This window comes from Mediterraneibacter catenae, assembly GCF_008691045.1.
Lineage (GTDB): Bacteria > Bacillota > Clostridia > Lachnospirales > Lachnospiraceae > Mediterraneibacter > Mediterraneibacter ornithocaccae.
The window spans coordinates 221,315-237,939 of record NZ_VMSO01000001.1 but is presented as its reverse complement, the minus strand read 5'-3'; the positions used below and the strand labels follow the sequence as shown (position 1 = coordinate 237,939).

The 16,625-nt window shown below is 49.0% G+C and carries 17 protein-coding genes; all 17 read right to left on the bottom strand.

The features are described 5' to 3' along the window. Positions 1-15 precede the first annotated feature (15 nt). Positions 16-1,734, bottom strand: a complete 1,719-nt coding sequence (locus tag FNY66_RS00985; protein WP_150310026.1) for a GGDEF domain-containing protein — start codon at positions 1,732-1,734, stop codon at positions 16-18. Next, positions 1,718-2,536: an EAL domain-containing protein gene (locus tag FNY66_RS00980; protein WP_087150147.1), complete on the bottom strand. Its 819-nt coding sequence runs from the start codon at positions 2,534-2,536 to the stop codon at positions 1,718-1,720. Before FNY66_RS00980 ends, FNY66_RS00985 begins: the two co-directional genes overlap by 17 nt. A gap of 239 nt (positions 2,537-2,775) precedes the next feature. Next, positions 2,776-4,308 carry a recombinase family protein gene (locus FNY66_RS00975; protein ID WP_150310025.1) on the bottom strand — a complete coding sequence of 511 codons (1,533 nt, stop codon included), beginning with the start codon at positions 4,306-4,308 and terminating at the stop codon, positions 2,776-2,778. Next, positions 4,305-5,936 carry a recombinase family protein gene (locus tag FNY66_RS00970; RefSeq protein ID WP_150310024.1) on the bottom strand — a complete coding sequence of 544 codons (1,632 nt, stop codon included), beginning with the start codon at positions 5,934-5,936 and terminating at the stop codon, positions 4,305-4,307. The genes FNY66_RS00975 and FNY66_RS00970 overlap by 4 nt, the downstream gene beginning before the upstream one ends. Position 5,937: 1 nt before the next feature. After that, a complete protein-coding gene (locus FNY66_RS00965) occupies positions 5,938-7,557 on the bottom strand; it encodes a recombinase family protein (RefSeq protein WP_150310023.1) in 1,620 nt (539 codons plus the stop codon). A gap of 144 nt (positions 7,558-7,701) precedes the next feature. After that, on the bottom strand, positions 7,702-7,932 hold the full coding sequence (locus tag FNY66_RS00960) for a DUF6870 family protein (protein ID WP_004052581.1): 231 nt from the start codon (positions 7,930-7,932) through the stop codon (positions 7,702-7,704). A gap of 628 nt (positions 7,933-8,560) precedes the next feature. Then, positions 8,561-9,004, bottom strand: coding sequence for a sigma-70 family RNA polymerase sigma factor (locus tag FNY66_RS00950; protein WP_150310021.1), 444 nt, complete (start codon positions 9,002-9,004; stop codon positions 8,561-8,563). Positions 9,005-9,520: 516 nt separating this feature from the next. After that, positions 9,521-10,009, bottom strand: a complete 489-nt coding sequence (locus FNY66_RS00945) for a winged helix-turn-helix domain-containing protein (RefSeq protein ID WP_229409404.1) — start codon at positions 10,007-10,009, stop codon at positions 9,521-9,523. A 75-nt stretch (positions 10,010-10,084) separates the two neighbouring features. Continuing rightward, the gene (locus FNY66_RS00940) at positions 10,085-10,399 is read right to left on the bottom strand and encodes a GntR family transcriptional regulator (protein ID WP_150310020.1); all 315 of its coding nucleotides are present in this window, start codon (positions 10,397-10,399) and stop codon (positions 10,085-10,087) included. An 11-nt stretch (positions 10,400-10,410) separates the two neighbouring features. Beyond that, positions 10,411-10,632, bottom strand: coding sequence for a hypothetical protein (locus FNY66_RS00935; RefSeq protein ID WP_150310019.1), 222 nt, complete (start codon positions 10,630-10,632; stop codon positions 10,411-10,413). Between the two features lie 2 nt (positions 10,633-10,634). Beyond that, entirely contained in the window at positions 10,635-11,450 is an 816-nt protein-coding gene (locus FNY66_RS00930; RefSeq protein ID WP_150310018.1) for a hypothetical protein, read from the bottom strand. After that, positions 11,450-12,814: a sensor histidine kinase gene (locus FNY66_RS00925; protein WP_202879147.1), complete on the bottom strand. Its 1,365-nt coding sequence runs from the start codon at positions 12,812-12,814 to the stop codon at positions 11,450-11,452. Before FNY66_RS00925 ends, FNY66_RS00930 begins: the two co-directional genes overlap by 1 nt. Then, positions 12,798-13,472, bottom strand: coding sequence for a response regulator transcription factor (locus FNY66_RS00920; protein WP_150310017.1), 675 nt, complete (start codon positions 13,470-13,472; stop codon positions 12,798-12,800). Before FNY66_RS00920 ends, FNY66_RS00925 begins: the two co-directional genes overlap by 17 nt. 89 nt (positions 13,473-13,561) lie before the next feature. Beyond that, complete coding sequence (locus FNY66_RS00915) at positions 13,562-14,455, bottom strand: relaxase/mobilization nuclease domain-containing protein (protein WP_229409403.1); 894 nt, start codon at positions 14,453-14,455, stop codon at positions 13,562-13,564. Then, positions 14,364-15,908 (bottom strand): DNA topoisomerase, encoded by a 1,545-nt coding sequence (locus FNY66_RS00910; protein WP_330581246.1) that lies wholly within the window; start codon positions 15,906-15,908, stop codon positions 14,364-14,366. Before FNY66_RS00910 ends, FNY66_RS00915 begins: the two co-directional genes overlap by 92 nt. Continuing rightward, positions 15,905-16,048, bottom strand: a complete 144-nt coding sequence (locus FNY66_RS00905) for a DUF3789 domain-containing protein (protein ID WP_087225174.1) — start codon at positions 16,046-16,048, stop codon at positions 15,905-15,907. The genes FNY66_RS00910 and FNY66_RS00905 overlap by 4 nt, the downstream gene beginning before the upstream one ends. A gap of 184 nt (positions 16,049-16,232) precedes the next feature. Beyond that, complete coding sequence (locus FNY66_RS00900; RefSeq protein ID WP_087303156.1) at positions 16,233-16,601, bottom strand: hypothetical protein; 369 nt, start codon at positions 16,599-16,601, stop codon at positions 16,233-16,235. Positions 16,602-16,625 lie beyond the last annotated feature (24 nt).

The following is a 16,625-nucleotide window of genomic DNA, read 5'->3' as shown; positions in this document are numbered from 1 at the left end:
TGCAGCCGCCCTTTCTCAGTTTGTCCTTTTTCCACTGCTTATGATTCTGCTTCTAGGACAGTCCGCCCGGCATCCGATACATTCTCTTCTCATGCAGTCAATCATCTTTTCATTAAAGTAGAACTGGTCTTTTCCCAGGTACTTTGCAATATACAGTGCCGTATCTGCGCACCGGTACAGTTTCCTGTACTCATCCTCACGACTGTCCACAGGTACGGCCCCGATACTCACAGAGACTTGATACTTCTCAAAGTATGACGCCAATGCGCAGCGGGTCTCCTCCCGGAGAGATACTGATTTCTCTTCCAGGATTTCACGGGGTACCTCGTTGCACAGAAGCACGGCAAATTCATCTCCGCCAATTCGTCCGATAACATCTTCTTTTCGGAATACCGCGCACAGACATTTTGCGAAGATTCTGAGTACCCTGTCGCCCTCCGGATGTCCTTCACAGTCGTTAACTTTTTTGAAATTATCCAGATCCATCAAAAGCAGTGCCCCTCCTGACCGGCTCTCTCTTCTCAGGTAAGACTCTGTCCTCCGCTCGAATCCGGTCCGGTTATACAGTCCGGTAAGCCGGTCGTATTCAGCTTCAGTAAGTGCTTCAGTAAGCTGTGTTTCCATCCGGTTCATTCCATGTATTTTTTCAACATATTCCCGTTCGAGCCGGTAGATCATCTCCGCCAGGGGCTTTAATTCCGGGATCTCACTGTTCTCCTCACCGGGATCGCGTTCACCCCGGATAATACCGTATATTCCTTCCCGGATCTCTTCAAAATGACAGAAGAGATATTTTTTCAAATGGGACCGTACCATCAATACAGTAAGTATACTGATCGTGCCAATTACTGCCAGGCCCAGCCAAAAGGTCAGAAGCACATCTCCCACTACCCGGTCCAGTCCGGAAAAAGCTACGAGATACATCCCCTCCATATCTCTTACCACCGCACTCTGAAAAGCCCTGTTAATATATAGGACAAGCGGTCTCTCTTTCGGCAGTTCCTCCAGATATCCGAGCAGCTCCGTACCTTCTTCTACATTTTCAACACGGATATTCTGGCTGTTGTTCTCCGTAATACCGAATATACTTCCCCTCTCCTTTCCTACCGCGAAGATCCCGGTAGCATATTCTGTCGTGGCTTGTTTCAGGATTGTTTCGACGAGCTCTTTTCCGCTTGTCATTCCGGACTGCGACAGATCAGCATCTACTCGTACCGCCGCAAGCCGGTCTGATTCTGAACCCACAGCAGCATACAGGTATTCAGGGGCACTCTGGAAATCCGGCTGATCCATGCGGACAGCTGCGGGCGTCAGTTCCGTCTCTGCCGTCTTCTCCAGTTCTCTCATCACGTCCTGGTCTTCCATGCCGCCTTCCAGATTCTGGTTTGTACTTAAAAATATAGTTCCTGACGAATCGATCAGAGAGATGGCCTTTACGTCCATGAGCTCCTTTAAGATCCCCAATCTGTTTCTGTCGATTATCCGCTCATCATTTGCGACGATATACCCAGCCGCCCTGGCACGTCTCATGCACTCTGTTTTCTGATATTCCATCTGCTCTGTATAATCCTCGGACGCATGCTCCAGATTGTTCTCCACACTCACAAGAAGCTGTTCCAGATATCTTCCGTTCTCAGCCTTTCCTCTGGCATAAAGGCTTACTCCGAATATCAGCGCAGTCAGAATGGCAGAGAATAAAAATGTGGCCGCCAGCCGCTTATACATCTTTTTCATACTCAAGCCTCCATCTGATGTACTCCTCCTTGGGCAGCGGCCCGGAATAGTAGTATCCCTGCCCGTAACGGCACCTATGATCGAGCAGAAAACGGATCTGTTTTTCTGTCTCTACACCTTCCGCTATCACTTCCATCCCCAGCGCTCCCGCCATGCCGATTGTGGAGGCCAGAATGATATCTGTCCGGGGATCTCCGATTCGCCTGACAAAATACCGGTCCAGCTTGAGAATATCAAAAGGTACCTCCTGCAGAAGTTTCAGTGTGGAGCTTCCCATTCCATAATCATCCATTGCAATGCGGTATCCTTCTCCTTTAAGCGCACCAGCCAGAAGCATCATCTTTTTATCTTCCTCATTCGTCTCTGATACTTCTTCCGTGCCGTCTTCTGTCTGCGCCGCAGTCTCCGTAATTTCAAAAGAGAGTTCCGGACGTTCAACTCCGCATCGCTCTGCAATCTCCCGAAAACTTTTTGCAGCATTACGTCTTACGGCGTGCAGCCTGGAAAGGTTCACGGACACCGGGGAAAATGGAAATCCGTTTTGTTTTGCCTCGCAGATGTCCCTGCACACAATCCCGATAACAGCTTCATCCAAAAGAGTTGTCAGTCCCATTTTTTCCAGAGCCGGAACAAAGTATGCCGGAGAAAGGACAGTTCCGTCCTCTTTCTTCCACCTGACGAGCGCCTCCGCCCCCTTCGGCTCTTCTGTCCTCATATCTACCTGGGGCTGATACAGGACATTCAGACAATTATTATTTAATGCTTCCCTGAAGCTTATCTCCAGTTCCGACCTGTAATCCATCACTGCTGCCTCCTGGTTCCCGGAAATATCACACCCTTATGTCAAGCCCACGACAAAAAAATATTTATTTTTTCTTGTCCCCATGATCCAGCTTTCTTGATAGGGATTTTGCCGCCTCCCGTTTCTGTTCGGCGGCAAAAAAAGCATGAAGTCGTTCCTTTTCTTCCGGCAGCATACAGCCAAAAGTTGTGCTGCCTTTTCTGTAATAAAACGCAATCCGCATAATCAATCCCTTTCCCTCATTTGTGAGCTGCCAAACTGTCCCTTATCTTAAATTCAACATCCACCCGTTTATCAGGGTAAACATAAATCTTATCAATCAGAAGATCAACCAATTCCGAAGTCAGCCCATCGCTTTCCGTCAGCATCCGGGAAATATCCATCTGCTGGCGCTGGTGCTGCCGTTCTTCCTGTTCGGCTTCAAGACGGGCCATGACAACCGCTTTGGTATTCTGCACTTCCAACAGCCTTTCACTGATCTGCTCTTTTTGCTCCTTGTATTTCGGGAGCGGAATCCCCCCGGAAACAAGCGATTCATACAGCTTCCGCTTTTCTTCCTGCAGTTCAAAAATCTGCCGGTCAAAGTCAGCTTGACGTAAAGCAACGGTATCTACCTTACGGAGATCCGCTAAGCTGTCAACGCCAAATGCTACCTGGAACTGTTTGCACAGTAATTCATAAACAAGCTGGTTCAGTTCTTTTTCCCGGATATGAATGTTATAGCAGTCCAGTGAAGGAATCGTGCTGGAAAAACGGCACCGGTAAGATGTCCCGTTTGCCAGGTGCAGGGCATGTTTACAGCATCCACAGATAACCTTCCCACGTAGGAGATAGTTGTGCTTTTTCCTGTTTGGAATCTTAAAACGCTGAATAGAGGCATTGGCCTTTGAAAAGATTTCCTCATTCACCAGCGGTATATGATGGTCCGGTATTTTGATCCAGTCGCTTTCCGCTTTGCTCCGCATCTTGTGGCCGCCAATTTCCGTAACCTCTCTTTTGCCAATCACATAAGTGCCCATATATCGTTCGTCAGCAAGAATCCGAAGCACCGTAGAATTGCACCACATTCCGTGAGTTCTTGAAACATCGTGTGTCTTAATTCCTTTTCGGGCCTTATGTTCTCCGGGCGTGGGAATCTGCTGACGGGAAAGCTCCCGTGCAATATCGGCTGCGTTCATGCCATTTACGGCATATTCAAAAATTTTCTGGACTACTTCGGAAGTCTCCGGGTCCGGCACCATCCGTCCGTTTTCCCCTTTGCGATAACCGTAAGGGCAGATTTTACTTTGGTATTCGCCACGCTGGAATTTCAGGTATTTGGCCGTTTTGGTCTTTACCGACATATCACGGCTGTAATACTCACTGATTAAATACTTGAAGGCGACTTCCATACCTCCGGTATCACCTTTTAACTTTTGGGTGTCAAAATCATCATTGACAGAGATAAAGCGGGTATGAAACAGCGGAAATACCCGCTCGATAAAGTAGCCGGTTTCCAAACTGTTGCGACCAAACCGGGAAAAATCTTTTACCATGATACAGTCAATCCGATTGGCCCGTACCAGGTCAAGTAATTCCTGCACCGCAGGGCGCTCGAAGTTTGCCCCGCTGTACCCGTTATCTACAAACTCCATAAGTTCCGCATTGGCATATTCAGGCAGTTCAGAGGCATATTCCCGAAGGATGCTTCGCTGGCTGGAAATACTCATACTATCTGTTTTGGCATCCTCCAAAGAAAGACGGATATAAAGAGCAATCATATACTTTTTCATTCTGCCGCCGCCTCCTTAAACGCCTCAAATTCCGTGCGGAATGTAAATTTTACATCTACCTGTTTATTCGGGTAGACCGTGATCCGCTCAATCAAACGCTCAATGAGGGCGGCAGTCAGGGAGCCTCCGGCCAAAAGTTCCTGCTCGTCTTTTTCCAGGTGCTTGCACTTTTCGGCCTGCTTCTGACGGGCGGCAGACTGGTTTTCATAAGAGGAAAGCTCTTTTTGGGCCGCCTGCATCTGTTCTTCGTAAGTCGCTTTCAAGACGAAATATTCTTCGCTGTCAATCGCTCCGTTCATCAGATTTTCATAAAGAGTCTGCAAAAACTCACGGCTTTGGTTAAGCTGTAACTTTGCCCGGTTAATTTTCTCACGGGTGGCAGCCTCTTTTTCCTGCTTTTGAATGTTGTCGTTCAGAAGCAGTGCGTAATCCCCCAGGACGGCAGCAAGTTCCCTTTTAAGAATGTCCAGCACCGTTGCGATCAGCTCGGTTTCGCTGATGGAAACACCAGCGCATTTATCTTTATGTACCCTGGTAGGGGTCAGACAGTGGAGGCGATACACTCCATGAGAACGCTGCCGGTGCAGGCTTCTCCCGCAGTCTCCACAGAAAATCCGCCCCTTGAAAATATTGGGCGTATATGGAATAACCGGATGCTTCTTGCTTTCCTCGGCCACTTCTGCCCGGTACTTCTGGACAGCATCAAAAATCTCTCTGGAAACAATAGGCTCATGGGTGCCAGTAACCACAATCAGGTTTTCCTCGCCTGCGGGCACCTGCCGGTGAAGAACGGTTTTTGTCCGCCCTTGCACCATGTCGCCGGTATATTTATCTTCCTTCAAAATCTTGGCAACTGTCCAGGTCTGCCAGTAGCCGCGCCCGGCTAACGCCTGATGGGTGATCTCCCCGGTCTGCATCTTATACTTTCCGGGAGAAGGGTAGTTTCCTTCATTGAGCAGAAGCACAATCCGGTTGAGGGGGACTTTTTCATAAGCCCACTGGAAAATCTGGCGTACCACAGGAGCCGCCACAGGATCAATAATCAATTTGTGGCAGTCATCAGGGTCTTTCATATATCCAAATGGCGCCCTGCCACCCACATACTTGCCCTCTTTCATATCCTGACGGGCCTGGGCCTTTATCTTGCGTCCTATGTCCAGAGCATAGGCTTCGTTAATCATATTTTTCAGCGGAAGGATAATACCGCCGTGGAGATTATCAGGATTTTCAGAATCAAATTGATCCGTAACGCTGATGAACCGGACATTATGGGAAGGGAAATACCGCTCAATGTAATATCCCGTGTCAATGGCATTGCGTCCCAGGCGTGAAAGGTCTTTGACAATCACACAGCCCACTTTGCCGGATTCAATATCCGAAAGCATCCGTTGGAAGCCGTCACGGTTGAAATTCGTTCCTGTTGCTCCATTGTCGATATAAATGTCATAAAGACGCAGTTCAGGTTTTCCCAATAAGAATTTTTCGAGAACCAGCTTTTGCGTTTCGATAGAATTTCCACGTTTATTGTTATCCTCCACAGACAGCCGGATATACAGTGCCGTGCTGATAAACGGGGAAGCAGGCATGGCAGCCTGCGCCATAGTATGCTTCCTGCTCTTTCTCGCCATTTCAGACCACCATCCTTTCCTGTACCGGCGTAATCAGGGCGAGGGCTTTTTCATATTCGTCCTGATAATTAAATTGAATCTGCAATTCGTCTTTCCCCAGCACTGTAATCACCTGCACAAGCTGGATCACCGCCTTGCGGTCCAGTTCTTCCAGATCGGAAAAACGCCTGAAATTCTCAATCCAGCGATTCCGCTCACTCCGGTTTTCCATTACATCGGTCCGTTTTTCCTTAAGGGCGGCAACCGCCTGTTCCAGTTGGGTGATACGGGCGCTGTAACTGCTTTTGTTATAAAGGAACTCCGCCTTGTCCAGAAAGCCGTTTACCATGCTCTCATACAGCTTCATCTTATATTGACGGATCTGCTCCAACTGCTGCTCGTTCTGGGCGATCTGCCGCGAATACTCTTTGATAAGTTCACGGTTGATACGGCTCTGGTCTATGCCGGATAAGATTTCATCCAAAGAGACTACATTGGCAATAAACCCTTTCAGGCTGTCCCGCACGCACTCCATCAGCTCATGTTCCTTTACCATGACCGGATGGGCGCAGCCGTTCTTCTTTCCAGTGGGACAATAGTAATAGTGATATTCTTTGTCTTTGTAGCGGTTCGTTTTGCGTACCATCCGGCTGCCGCAGCAACCGCAGACCAGTATGCCGGAAAACAGATAGACTTTATCTTTTTGGGGAGATGTACGGGTGTCCAGGTTGCGAATCCTTTGCACCAGGTCAAAATCATTCCGATCAATAATGGCTTCGTGAGCATTTTCCACGCGAATCCACTCGGAGGAAGGGCGGCTCTCCATCTCTTTCAGTTTGAAGTGCTGAGAACCCTTTCGGCCCTGAACCAGCGTACCGGTATAAGTTTCATCCTGCAAGATCCGGGTGACGGTATTTGCCGACCACCGGCAATCCTTCCGGTCTGTATAGCCTTTCTTGGCATGGGGAAGGCCATAATACTTTTTATATGCCAGGGGAGAGAGCGTACCCAGCCGGTTCAGCTCATTTGCGATGGCGTAGGGGCTGAATCCTTCCAGGCGCATCCTGAAAATGCTCCGCACCACCTGGGCAGCATATTCGTCTACCACAAGAAGATTATGGTTATCTTCGGATTTACGATAGCCGTAAACCGGGAAAGCTCCAACGAAATCACCGTTCTTGCGCTTTGTCTCCAGAGAACTTCTCGTCTTGATGGAAATATCCCGTGCATAGGCTTCATTCATAATGTTCTTTACTGATACAGTCAGGTCATCGCCTGCGCTTTCATTAAGAGTATCAATATTGTCATTGATGGCAATAAACCTCACGCCATAGGCCGGAAAGACACGGCGCATATAGCGGCCAGTCTCAATATACTCTCGACCAAGACGGGAAAGGTCTTTGACAATGACGCAGTTGATCCTTCCTTCCATGATGTCATCCATCATTTCCTTAAAAGCCGGACGGTCAAAGATAACCCCGCTGTACCCATCGTCTACCTTTTCGGAAACCAGCTCGATTTCCGGGTGACGGCTCACGAAATCTTCGATCAGCTTTCGTTGATTGCCGACACTGTTGCTTTCATTTGATTTGTCATCCGTATAAGATAAGCGGATATATTTGGCAGCCTTATAAACCTGCATAGAAAAACACTCCTTTCATCACGGAAAAATCCCCGCAATTCAAGGAGTGCAGTCTGCTTATCGGTATTCAATTCCTTTTCCATGTTTATTATAACGCTCCATGCGGGAAAAATCAGCCCCCAAAATGAAAAAAATCAGCAAATTTCAGCGAAGGATTCCGCGCAGACATTCCTCCAGGGTGGCACCTTCCTGGGAAAAACTTGCCCGGACAACAAATCTGCCGCATTTGAAATGATACGGGTCCCGGATCTGCCGAATAAACTCGGCAATCCTTTCTTCTCGCGGCAAATCCTTATTAACAGATACATCCCGGATGTCGGCAAGTTTATCTGCCTCCGGTGTTTGAATGACCGTATATGCCGGTGTGTGACTCATAACAGCAGCTCCTTTCCTTTCATACTGAATCATCAAAATCACATGAATAAGGCCGGACACACTGAAAGAGCGGCCCGGCCTCATGGTATCTGATTTCGATTTTATAGGAATCCATGCCGCTGCTCGAAAATTAAAACAACGGCATGGATGGTTTTTGGTAACTTGCCGTATTTGCCACGCCCCCCGGCAGGCCCTTTTCAGGGCCGGGGATGCCACAGGCTACGGTCAGCTTTACCGCATCATAGCCCTGCTTATGCCGTCGCTTCGCCAGAGCTAACGAACACAGAAGGGACTCCCCCCAAGTCTTTGACGGGTCGTGAGAAAGTATCATTGTGCCCTGTATCGGTCATCGCGCCTGGCCTGCCACAGCCAGGTCAATGGATTGCGTAGATCGCTCGTACGGCTGGGCTTCACCACCTCCTTAAAGCCGTCTGTCATCGCGCCGCTCCATTTGCCGCTCGGAATACAGGGAAAGTACCTATGGCACCGTATATTCAGTTGTCAAAGAACAAGCGAGGGATGTGGCAGTTATGACAGTATTTCAGTTGGGCGGGCCGGAACGTGTGTTACCGGCCACACCCATCAGGCTTGTCCCGCCGAATATGTCCCTCTATTATTCATTTCATTTTCAGGCGTTTTTTTCGGGGTCTGACTCCATTTTTTTCAAAATTTTTTTCAGACGCCGAAGCCCTCTCTGGATTCCTTCATGCACAGAGCTGGCGCCGGAACCTTCGCTTTTTGCAATCTCCGATATACTCATGCCGAGAAGAAAATGAGAAGTGATCCGGTTCCGCTGTTTTTCAGGCAAGGAAGCAATCGCCTGGTATAGCCGATCATTTTCTTCTTTCTGCTCCAAAATATCAGCCGGTGTCAGAACCACCACCAGTGCATCACGTTCCACATTGGTATCGTAATCCAGTGAAAAGTATGCTTTATGCCGGTATGTACGCAGAAAAGAGGCTGCCTCTGCTAATTTTAATTCATAGAGAAGGGCTGCCACTTCGTCCGGTACTTCAACAATAGCGTCCTGTGTATAAAACGGGTAATAATCCCGCAGATTGATTTCTTTCATGGTAATCCTCCAATTTCGATTTTTGAGTGGGTTAATGGGCAAATCGAAATCAGAGGGGCGGTGATCTACACCGTACAGGTCCAGCGTCAGGCTTGTCCTGCGCCTTATATGTAAAAAGGAGCGCCCACCGTATGACAGTAGGCTGTGCCTGTCGTATTCTGCCAATTTCTGACAGAACAGTAGGGGAAATGCAAAATTCTGTCGAATAGAAAAACCCCGTAATCCAGTGCAGGATTACGGGGTTTGAGTATCTTCTACATGACCGGCTTTGTCGAGGCCGGTATTTTGACCTCGGCAGCATTTCCTATGCCTCCTTCTATGAAGGAGGACAGATAGCTTGAACCGTTTTCACCTCCCTCATTTTGGGGGCATTATATAGGAAAATATGCTATAATTTTTCCAGAAGTGTCATGGTTTTACTGAATTTCATCAACAAAATATGACAAAATCAGGTGTTATTCACACAGCAACGGAAACGCGAAAATTAAGGGTGCGGCAGAGAATACCGCACCCTTTCTATACTTCAAATTTATAGCCCACGCCATAGACGCTTTTCACATATTCCGGCAAGTCGGGGGCTATCCTGAGCTTCTTTCTAAGATTGCTTATGTGATTGTTGATCGCTTTCCGGGAATAGTAGGAATAGTCCTCATGCCATACCAATTCCAGAAGCATTTCATAGGTGAATACTCTCTTGGGGTTCAGTATGAGCAAAGCAAAAATCTCAAATTCCTTAACCGTTAGCGGAATTATCTGGTCCCGCACAGTAACAAGGCGCTGCTCTAAGCAGAAATATAAAGCACCTTCCCGGATTTCTGTCAATGGCTGATTAGCCTGCAGTGGGATAAAATACTGGCCTCGAAAGAGTGTTGTGCATGGGACATCAGCCGGAATATTACCAGTCTCATAGTCACGAACGAACTGAGCCAGATCCTTCTTTTGTCCGGTAGAAAGCAGGGCAAACAGCTTTTCACCGATTTGTCTGCCAGAATCTCCTAAATCCAATACGGCTAATTTCCCATAGTATTGTCACCTTCTTTTCACTTGATGTAGGAAAGATTATCTTCAAAATATACTGTGTTAAATTTCTACTTTTTCTATCGCATTGTGATATTCTTCTTCGATGGAAGCAAGGTATCGTTCCCGAAACGCCACTATCGCAGCTCTATCCGAGGTTACGAAATATCCCCGCCGCGTCTTTTCAACCACTCCCTGCTGTTGCAGTTCCCGGATTGCTTTTCTGACAGTTTCCGGGCTGCTCCCAGCCTCTTTTGCAAAGTCTATGTAAGAAGGCAATTTTGCGCCCAACGCATACTCTCCACGCAAAATACGAAAGAAAATCTCATTGGCAAGACGCTGATACACTTTTTCGTGTACTTCAATGTCCCAACTCATGCAACGCCTCCTTATCCAAATGTCTTTTTGATCTCGTCCAACTCATGCCGGTTCTCCACCCAATTTTTTACATAGCCGCAATTACAGCAAACATAGCGGATCACTGGAATTTTTCCAAATAAGGTCACGGTTGTAGTATAGATATTATTTCCGCTGGTGTATCTTGACGGATTATCCGGCACACGCACGATATTCTCCGAATGGCACTTCGGGCAGCATCTTGTATTTTTCATTGTCACCCTCTCCTTGTAACAAAAAGCAAAACACAGCACTCCGTCAGCAAAACAGCAGCACATATCCAAAGAGCCAATGTCCATGTGCCTACAAATGCTGCAACCAGCAGCATAATCAGCGGAACAAGATATTTACGGGGATGATGCCACAAATCGCTTTCTGTTTTCCAACCACGGATCGGGTGTTTCCATTCCAGAATAACCGACAGAATGGCGCTTTGCAGAGCGAATATAAGAAGTGTCCCCACATGGACAAAATCAAGGCCGCCGCTTACCATCTGCCAACTGCAAAGGTAGATGCTGGCGACAATGCTGTTGACCGCAAAGATAAACAAGCAATACTTCCGACAAAATCGCCCCGTCTGTCCGGGAAGCATACGGATTGCCTGCTCCAAATCCGGATCGCAGGACAGCAGCGTACAGATTGGGGTGTTTAGGCAAAGGATCGCAAGGCCGATAGGGAACATATTCAGTCCTTGAAATTCACCGAACAACAGAGGCAGAAAGCAGGCAATCCCACATAGGCCCGCAGTGTTGATAAGATAGGTCTTGTTCGCCATCAAATAGCGCATCAAGTAGGTGAACACGTTCCCGGCGCGGCCTGTATGCCGGATGGCTTTCTTTGCAACGCCAGCACTGTAAAAATCATAGGCATCCGCAAAGGCCAGATATAACACCGCAGCTATCATGCTTACCACCGCTGCAAGAAGAACCGCTGCCCATTGGCGTACCAGCAAAATAACGGACAAAATACCGGCTGCCCAAAGGATTGGCAGCACAGCAAGACCTTTCCGGCACATCCCATAATATGGCGCCATCACCACAAAAACGCCGTAAACTTCACGCCATTTTCCGTATTAACCATGTTGTGGATGATTTCGTGGTGATCCAGAATGGTTTTGGTGATATACAGCCCCAGGCCGCTGCCGCCGCTGTTCCGGTTCCGGGATTTGTCCACCCGGTAGAAGGGAGTGAAGATACGCTCCAAATCTTTCTCTGCAATGTGGACGCCGGTATTCTCCACGGAAAACACCTCGTCCTTTTGGGTGACAGTAATCACTGCGCCCATCGGTGAATAGGCCACGGCATTTCCGATCACATTGGTGAACACTTTCTCCATAAGCCGCCGGTCCCCCTGGTAGTGGTATTCCGGCTGGATGTCCATGCGAAGCTCCATCTGCTTGTCCTCCATCCGGCCACGGAACTGCTGACAGACCTTTCGCAGCATTTGGCTGATGTCCAGGTCAGTGCGCTCCAGGTGAAAATCGCTGCCGCCCATCCGGGCCGCAGAAAGGATTTCTTTCACCAATGCCTCCATGTCATTGGTGGTTTTCATACACCGGCGCAGGTAAGTATCCCGGTCTTTGTATTCGCCAACCTGATAGATCATGCCCTCCAGCTGCCCCTTGATGATGGCGATGGGGGTTTTCAGCTCATGGGAAACAGCGGTGAAAAATTCTACCCGCTGCTTTTCCTGCTCGCGTTCCCGCTCAATATCTTTCTTCAGCTGCCAGTTTGCTGCCTTCAAGCTGTCCATCGTATCGCTCAAACGCTGGGCCATTTCATTCAGGCTGGCGGCCAGCACACCGATCTCGTCTTGCCGGTTGACTTCACACTTCCAAGTCATGTCCAGGGTGGTCATCCGTTTCGCCACATTGCTGATACTAACCAGAGGCTTGGAATAGTACCGGGAACAAACCACCGCCCCCATGACGGAGATCAGCAGAATCACAACGGCGATAAAGGGGATGAGCTTCAGCAGAATGTCATAGGACTGCGCCACCGCGACCAGGGCGGCATTGGCAAATACATGGTAGGTCTGCCCACCTTGCTGGAATGTTGCGGAACAGCTCATGGAAGGGGCAGAAGTGTCCGGGTTCTCCATGTCAGCAAAATTCACGGAGAACAGATTATTCCCATAATTATCGTTGACTTTCACCGAAGCGTTGTTCCTCATGGAAAATTCCATCAAACTGTCCGAACTGGCCTCCCAGCCGTTCCGCTCCAGGACCGTCATCAAGTCATAAAAATCGGAAGTGACCTGTCCTTCCAGCTCCGTATGGTAATTTCTCGGCAGAAAGATCATTACCATGCCGTAAATGAGGATGCAGCAGACCACCAGCAGCGCCAGCATACTGAGGAAGGTCTTGGCCTGAATGCTCCCGCTAATCTTCCTTTTCAATTTTATATCCCGCCCCTCTCATGGTTTCTATGTAGTCCACACCCAGCTTTTTGCGGATATTCTTGATGTGGGTGTTTATGATTTTTTCGTCGCCAACATAATCGTAGCCCCAAACCGTGTCCAGCAGTCTTTCCCTGGACACCACCCGGCCCTGGTTTTCCAGAAGGAGCTTCAAAATCTCAAATTCCCTGGTGGTCAGGGAAACGCTTTCTGTTCCCACAAGGACGGTAAGGCTGTCCGTGTCTACCGTGATTTCCTTATAACGGATCACGGTATTGGGCGCAGCGCCGCCCTGTTCGGCCCGGCGCAGCACCGCTTCGATGTGCTTCATCACAACCGGCATGGAAAAGGGCTTGGTGATGTAATCATCGGCCAGGGCATCAAACCCTTTCATCTGGCTGTCGTCATCGTCCAATGCGGTGAGCATGATAATGGGAACGTGGCTCTCTTTCCGCAGGATCTCACACACGGCAAATCCGTCAATTTTCGGGAGCATTAAGTCCAGAAGCACCAGGTCGGGCTTGTTCGCCCGGAACTGTTCGATCCCTTCCAGGCCATCAGCAGCCAGAACCACCGTATAGCCTGCGTCCTCCAGGAACGCCTTGATGATATTCTGAATGGATTCTTCATCCTCTATAATCAAAATCATTTTTGACATCGCTTGCACCTCCAAGGGTAGTGTACCATACAAAGGTGGAGTTTCGGTGGAGTTGGACAAAGAATTTGCTTTTTTATTATACCATGCCTTTATGAATGTTCTTTTTCCTGGGCCCTATCTGCAGACGGCCCCAGCAGATAGTCAATATTGGCCTTCACATTCTGCAGCTCCCGCATTTCTTCCCGTACCTGCTTATATTCCGCATAGGCTTTCCGCTTGGCTTCCAACACTTGGGCATATTCTTCCCGCAGAGCCTTTATGGTAGGCAGTTTCTCCACCCCCAGGCTGTCAAAATATTTCTTTGCTGCCTGATGGATCAGGATGTCAGCCTCATGCTCAGCCCGAAACTTTTTGCTGTAACCGGCTTTCCGGTATTCAATATAGACAGATCTCGTTTTAGAGTAGTTGACGATCTGCTTCTGCAATTCTCCATTTTGAGACAAACGGCTCTCCATATCCTTGATCTGCGTGGAAAGCTCATTAAACCGGGAAGTCGTGACCTGGGCCTTTGCTTGAAGGTCCTCATAGCTCATATCCCCATGCTCTTTCAGGTAAGCCACGGCTTTCGCAAGCTGCTTCACATTGAATACTTTGGCCCAACGCTCATAACCGGCGCCTTTGCCGGAACGCATTGCGGCGTCAATATCAATCAGCATCCTCACCGAAGAATGAGACCGCTTGGGCTGAACAGAGGGGATATAGGTTCCGGCGATCCTTTCCCGTATGGCCTGTTCCGTGTAGTCGCCTTTCAGAGTGTTGCAGCGAGTAGGCTTCTTTTGCCCGGAGACACGAAAATTGACAGATTTCCCGCGCCGGGTGACTTCCACGCCGGACGCTTCCAGAATTTTCAGGAAATCCTCAAAGGTGGAGGGGGACTGCTCCAGGGCGGCGTCAATAGCCTGCCGGATCTGGTTCTGAAAGGAGAGCGGTTTGTTTCCATCCCAGCCCTTTCCGTTCGGCGTCCTCCGGCATATCCTCCGCACCAGCTGTCTCCATAGCCGCAAGCAGAGAATCCTCAGTATAATGCTTGGGCGGGCTGGTTTTGCCTTCCCGGATCGTGGCGGCAGCCTTTTCAAATCGCTGTCCTTCTTTCAGCTCCGGCAGGCGGGACGTATTTTCGTCGCCGTCCTCCGGCTGTTTTTGTTTCAGGCTGGCACGGAAAGCCTGCTCAATGCCTTTCCATCCCTCATGCAGAATCGTTTTCCCTTTTGCGGTAAATGTGTGGCCCTCGGACTCTAAAACTGCCAGCACTGCCTCAAAGCGGTGGGGCTGGGCGGTAGCGCAGAGGAGGCGGCAGGCAAGGAGCATCAGGACATCCCGCTCACCGGCAGGCAAAGCAGACAGGTCGGTGCGGGCTATCTCCACCGTGGGGAGAATGGCATGGTGGTCTGTTACCTTGCTGTCATCAATGATTCCTTCCAGCTCCGGTGCCGTGGTGCTGTCCTTGCCAAAAGGCATATTCTGCCACAGCCACAGGGCCAGAGAGCCAACTGTGGCCTGCATATCCGCTGTGATATACTGGCTGTCTGTTCTCGGATAGGTCGCCAACTTTTTCTCATACAGGCTTTGTAAATAATCAAGGGTCTGTTGGGCAGTAAAGCCATACAAGCGGTTGCACTCCCGTTGCAACATAGTTAAATCGTAAAGGCGGGGCGGCTGGACAGTCTTTTTCTGCCGCTCCACTTTGCGGACAACGGCAGTCTTTCCGTCACAATCTGTCTGTATTGCCTCCGCAGCCGCTTTGTCCTCCAGCTTCTCCCCGGCAGCGGTAAACCCTCCGCAGGTGAGTTCCGGTACATAGAAGGGCTTGCTCTGGAAAGAGCGGATCGCATCCTCCCGCTGGACGATCAGCGCCAGTGTCGGCGTCATTACCCGGCCCACATTCAAGGTATCGCCATACAGGACAGAGAAAAGGCGAGTGGCGTTAATTCCCACAAGCCAGTCCGCACCTGCCCGGCAGAGTGCCGCCTGATAAAGCAAATCATAGTCGGCGCCGGGCCGCAGGTGTTCAAATCCATCACGGATAGCGGCGTCCTCCATAGAGCTGATCCAGAGCCGGAGAATGGGTTTGCTGCATCCGACCTGCTGATAGACCAGCCGGAAAATCAGTTCACCTTCCCGGCCAGCATCGGTAGCGCACACCACAGCGTCCACACGTTTATCCTCCATCAAATGACGCAGGACGCCAAGCTGCTTTTTCTTATCCTTTGCCACATCATACTTCCAATGGGCGGGAAGAATAGGCAGATCCGCATACCGCCATTTGGCGTACTGCTCCCCATAGGCTTCCGGCTGGGCCAGCTCCACCAGATGGCCCACGCACCAGGACACCAGCCAGCCGCCGCCTTCCAGATACCCGTCTTTTTTCACCTTTGCTCCCAGCACCGCCGCCAAAGATTGGGCCACGCTGGGCTTTTCGGCTACCACAAGTTTCATTCGTCTGAACCTCCCTCTTTATCAAAGAATTTTGTAAACTGCTCGTCTGCCTGCCTTCCGGCCTGCAGCAGACACATCAAAGTTACGCCTGCGATTGTGCCAAGCGTGAAAGACAGAAAATGTGATACTGCGTTCCACATGTGCCGCACCTCCTTTGAATTTTGAATATGAAAAAAGCGCAAAGGGATAAGAACACCTTTGCGCCGGGGCTATATAGCAAGACGCCGCAGAAAAGATCTGCGGCGTAAATTCAGGAATATTCAGTTTTATTTGACAACTTAGGATTTATCGCTCTGTTCAACTTCACGATAAATGGGAATTCGCTTAACGAATTTTCTTTTTAGCGGTACTAATAAACTTGTCGTAAATAATACCAGCCAATGTAAGACAAATAAACACCACAGTCCAAATTATCCAAAGGTTATTTGTTCTTGCACCTCCTGGATCAATACCATCAGTTTGAAAAATAATTCCGACAACAAATCCGACAATGTAAGAAAAGGCAATACAGATAGGCGTTGTTTTTCCATCAAGGATAAACGATATTACTACAGCAATTATCCCGATACCAAACAATATAGCAGGCCACTGCTTCATTCCATGAATATCAAAAAATACATATCTGCACAAAACAAAGCCACTACAAAGCACGCCCAAAGACAATAAATGAATAATAATTTTCTTTTTTAACATACAATCACGCCTTTTTATCAAATT

Bases quoted from the DNA above. Each gene is read 5' to 3' on its own strand.
- FNY66_RS00985 (WP_150310026.1), bottom strand. From the start codon at position 1,734: ATGAAAAAGATGTATAAGCGGCTGGCGGCCACATTTTTATTCTCTGCC.
- FNY66_RS00980 (WP_087150147.1), bottom strand. From the start codon at position 2,536: ATGGATTACAGGTCGGAACTGGAGATAAGCTTCAGGGAAGCATTAAAT.
- FNY66_RS00975 (WP_150310025.1), bottom strand. From the start codon at position 4,308: ATGAAAAAGTATATGATTGCTCTTTATATCCGTCTTTCTTTGGAGGAT.
- FNY66_RS00970 (WP_150310024.1), bottom strand. From the start codon at position 5,936: ATGGCGAGAAAGAGCAGGAAGCATACTATGGCGCAGGCTGCCATGCCT.
- FNY66_RS00965 (WP_150310023.1), bottom strand. From the start codon at position 7,557: ATGCAGGTTTATAAGGCTGCCAAATATATCCGCTTATCTTATACGGAT.
- FNY66_RS00960 (WP_004052581.1), bottom strand. From the start codon at position 7,932: ATGAGTCACACACCGGCATATACGGTCATTCAAACACCGGAGGCAGAT.
- FNY66_RS00950 (WP_150310021.1), bottom strand. From the start codon at position 9,004: ATGAAAGAAATCAATCTGCGGGATTATTACCCGTTTTATACACAGGAC.
- FNY66_RS00940 (WP_150310020.1), bottom strand. From the start codon at position 10,399: ATGAGTTGGGACATTGAAGTACACGAAAAAGTGTATCAGCGTCTTGCC.
- FNY66_RS00935 (WP_150310019.1), bottom strand. From the start codon at position 10,632: ATGAAAAATACAAGATGCTGCCCGAAGTGCCATTCGGAGAATATCGTG.
- FNY66_RS00930 (WP_150310018.1), bottom strand. From the start codon at position 11,450: ATGGCGCCATATTATGGGATGTGCCGGAAAGGTCTTGCTGTGCTGCCA.
- FNY66_RS00920 (WP_150310017.1), bottom strand. From the start codon at position 13,472: ATGTCAAAAATGATTTTGATTATAGAGGATGAAGAATCCATTCAGAAT.
- FNY66_RS00910 (WP_330581246.1), bottom strand. From the start codon at position 15,908: ATGAAACTTGTGGTAGCCGAAAAGCCCAGCGTGGCCCAATCTTTGGCG.
- FNY66_RS00905 (WP_087225174.1), bottom strand. From the start codon at position 16,048: ATGTGGAACGCAGTATCACATTTTCTGTCTTTCACGCTTGGCACAATC.
- FNY66_RS00900 (WP_087303156.1), bottom strand. From the start codon at position 16,601: ATGTTAAAAAAGAAAATTATTATTCATTTATTGTCTTTGGGCGTGCTT.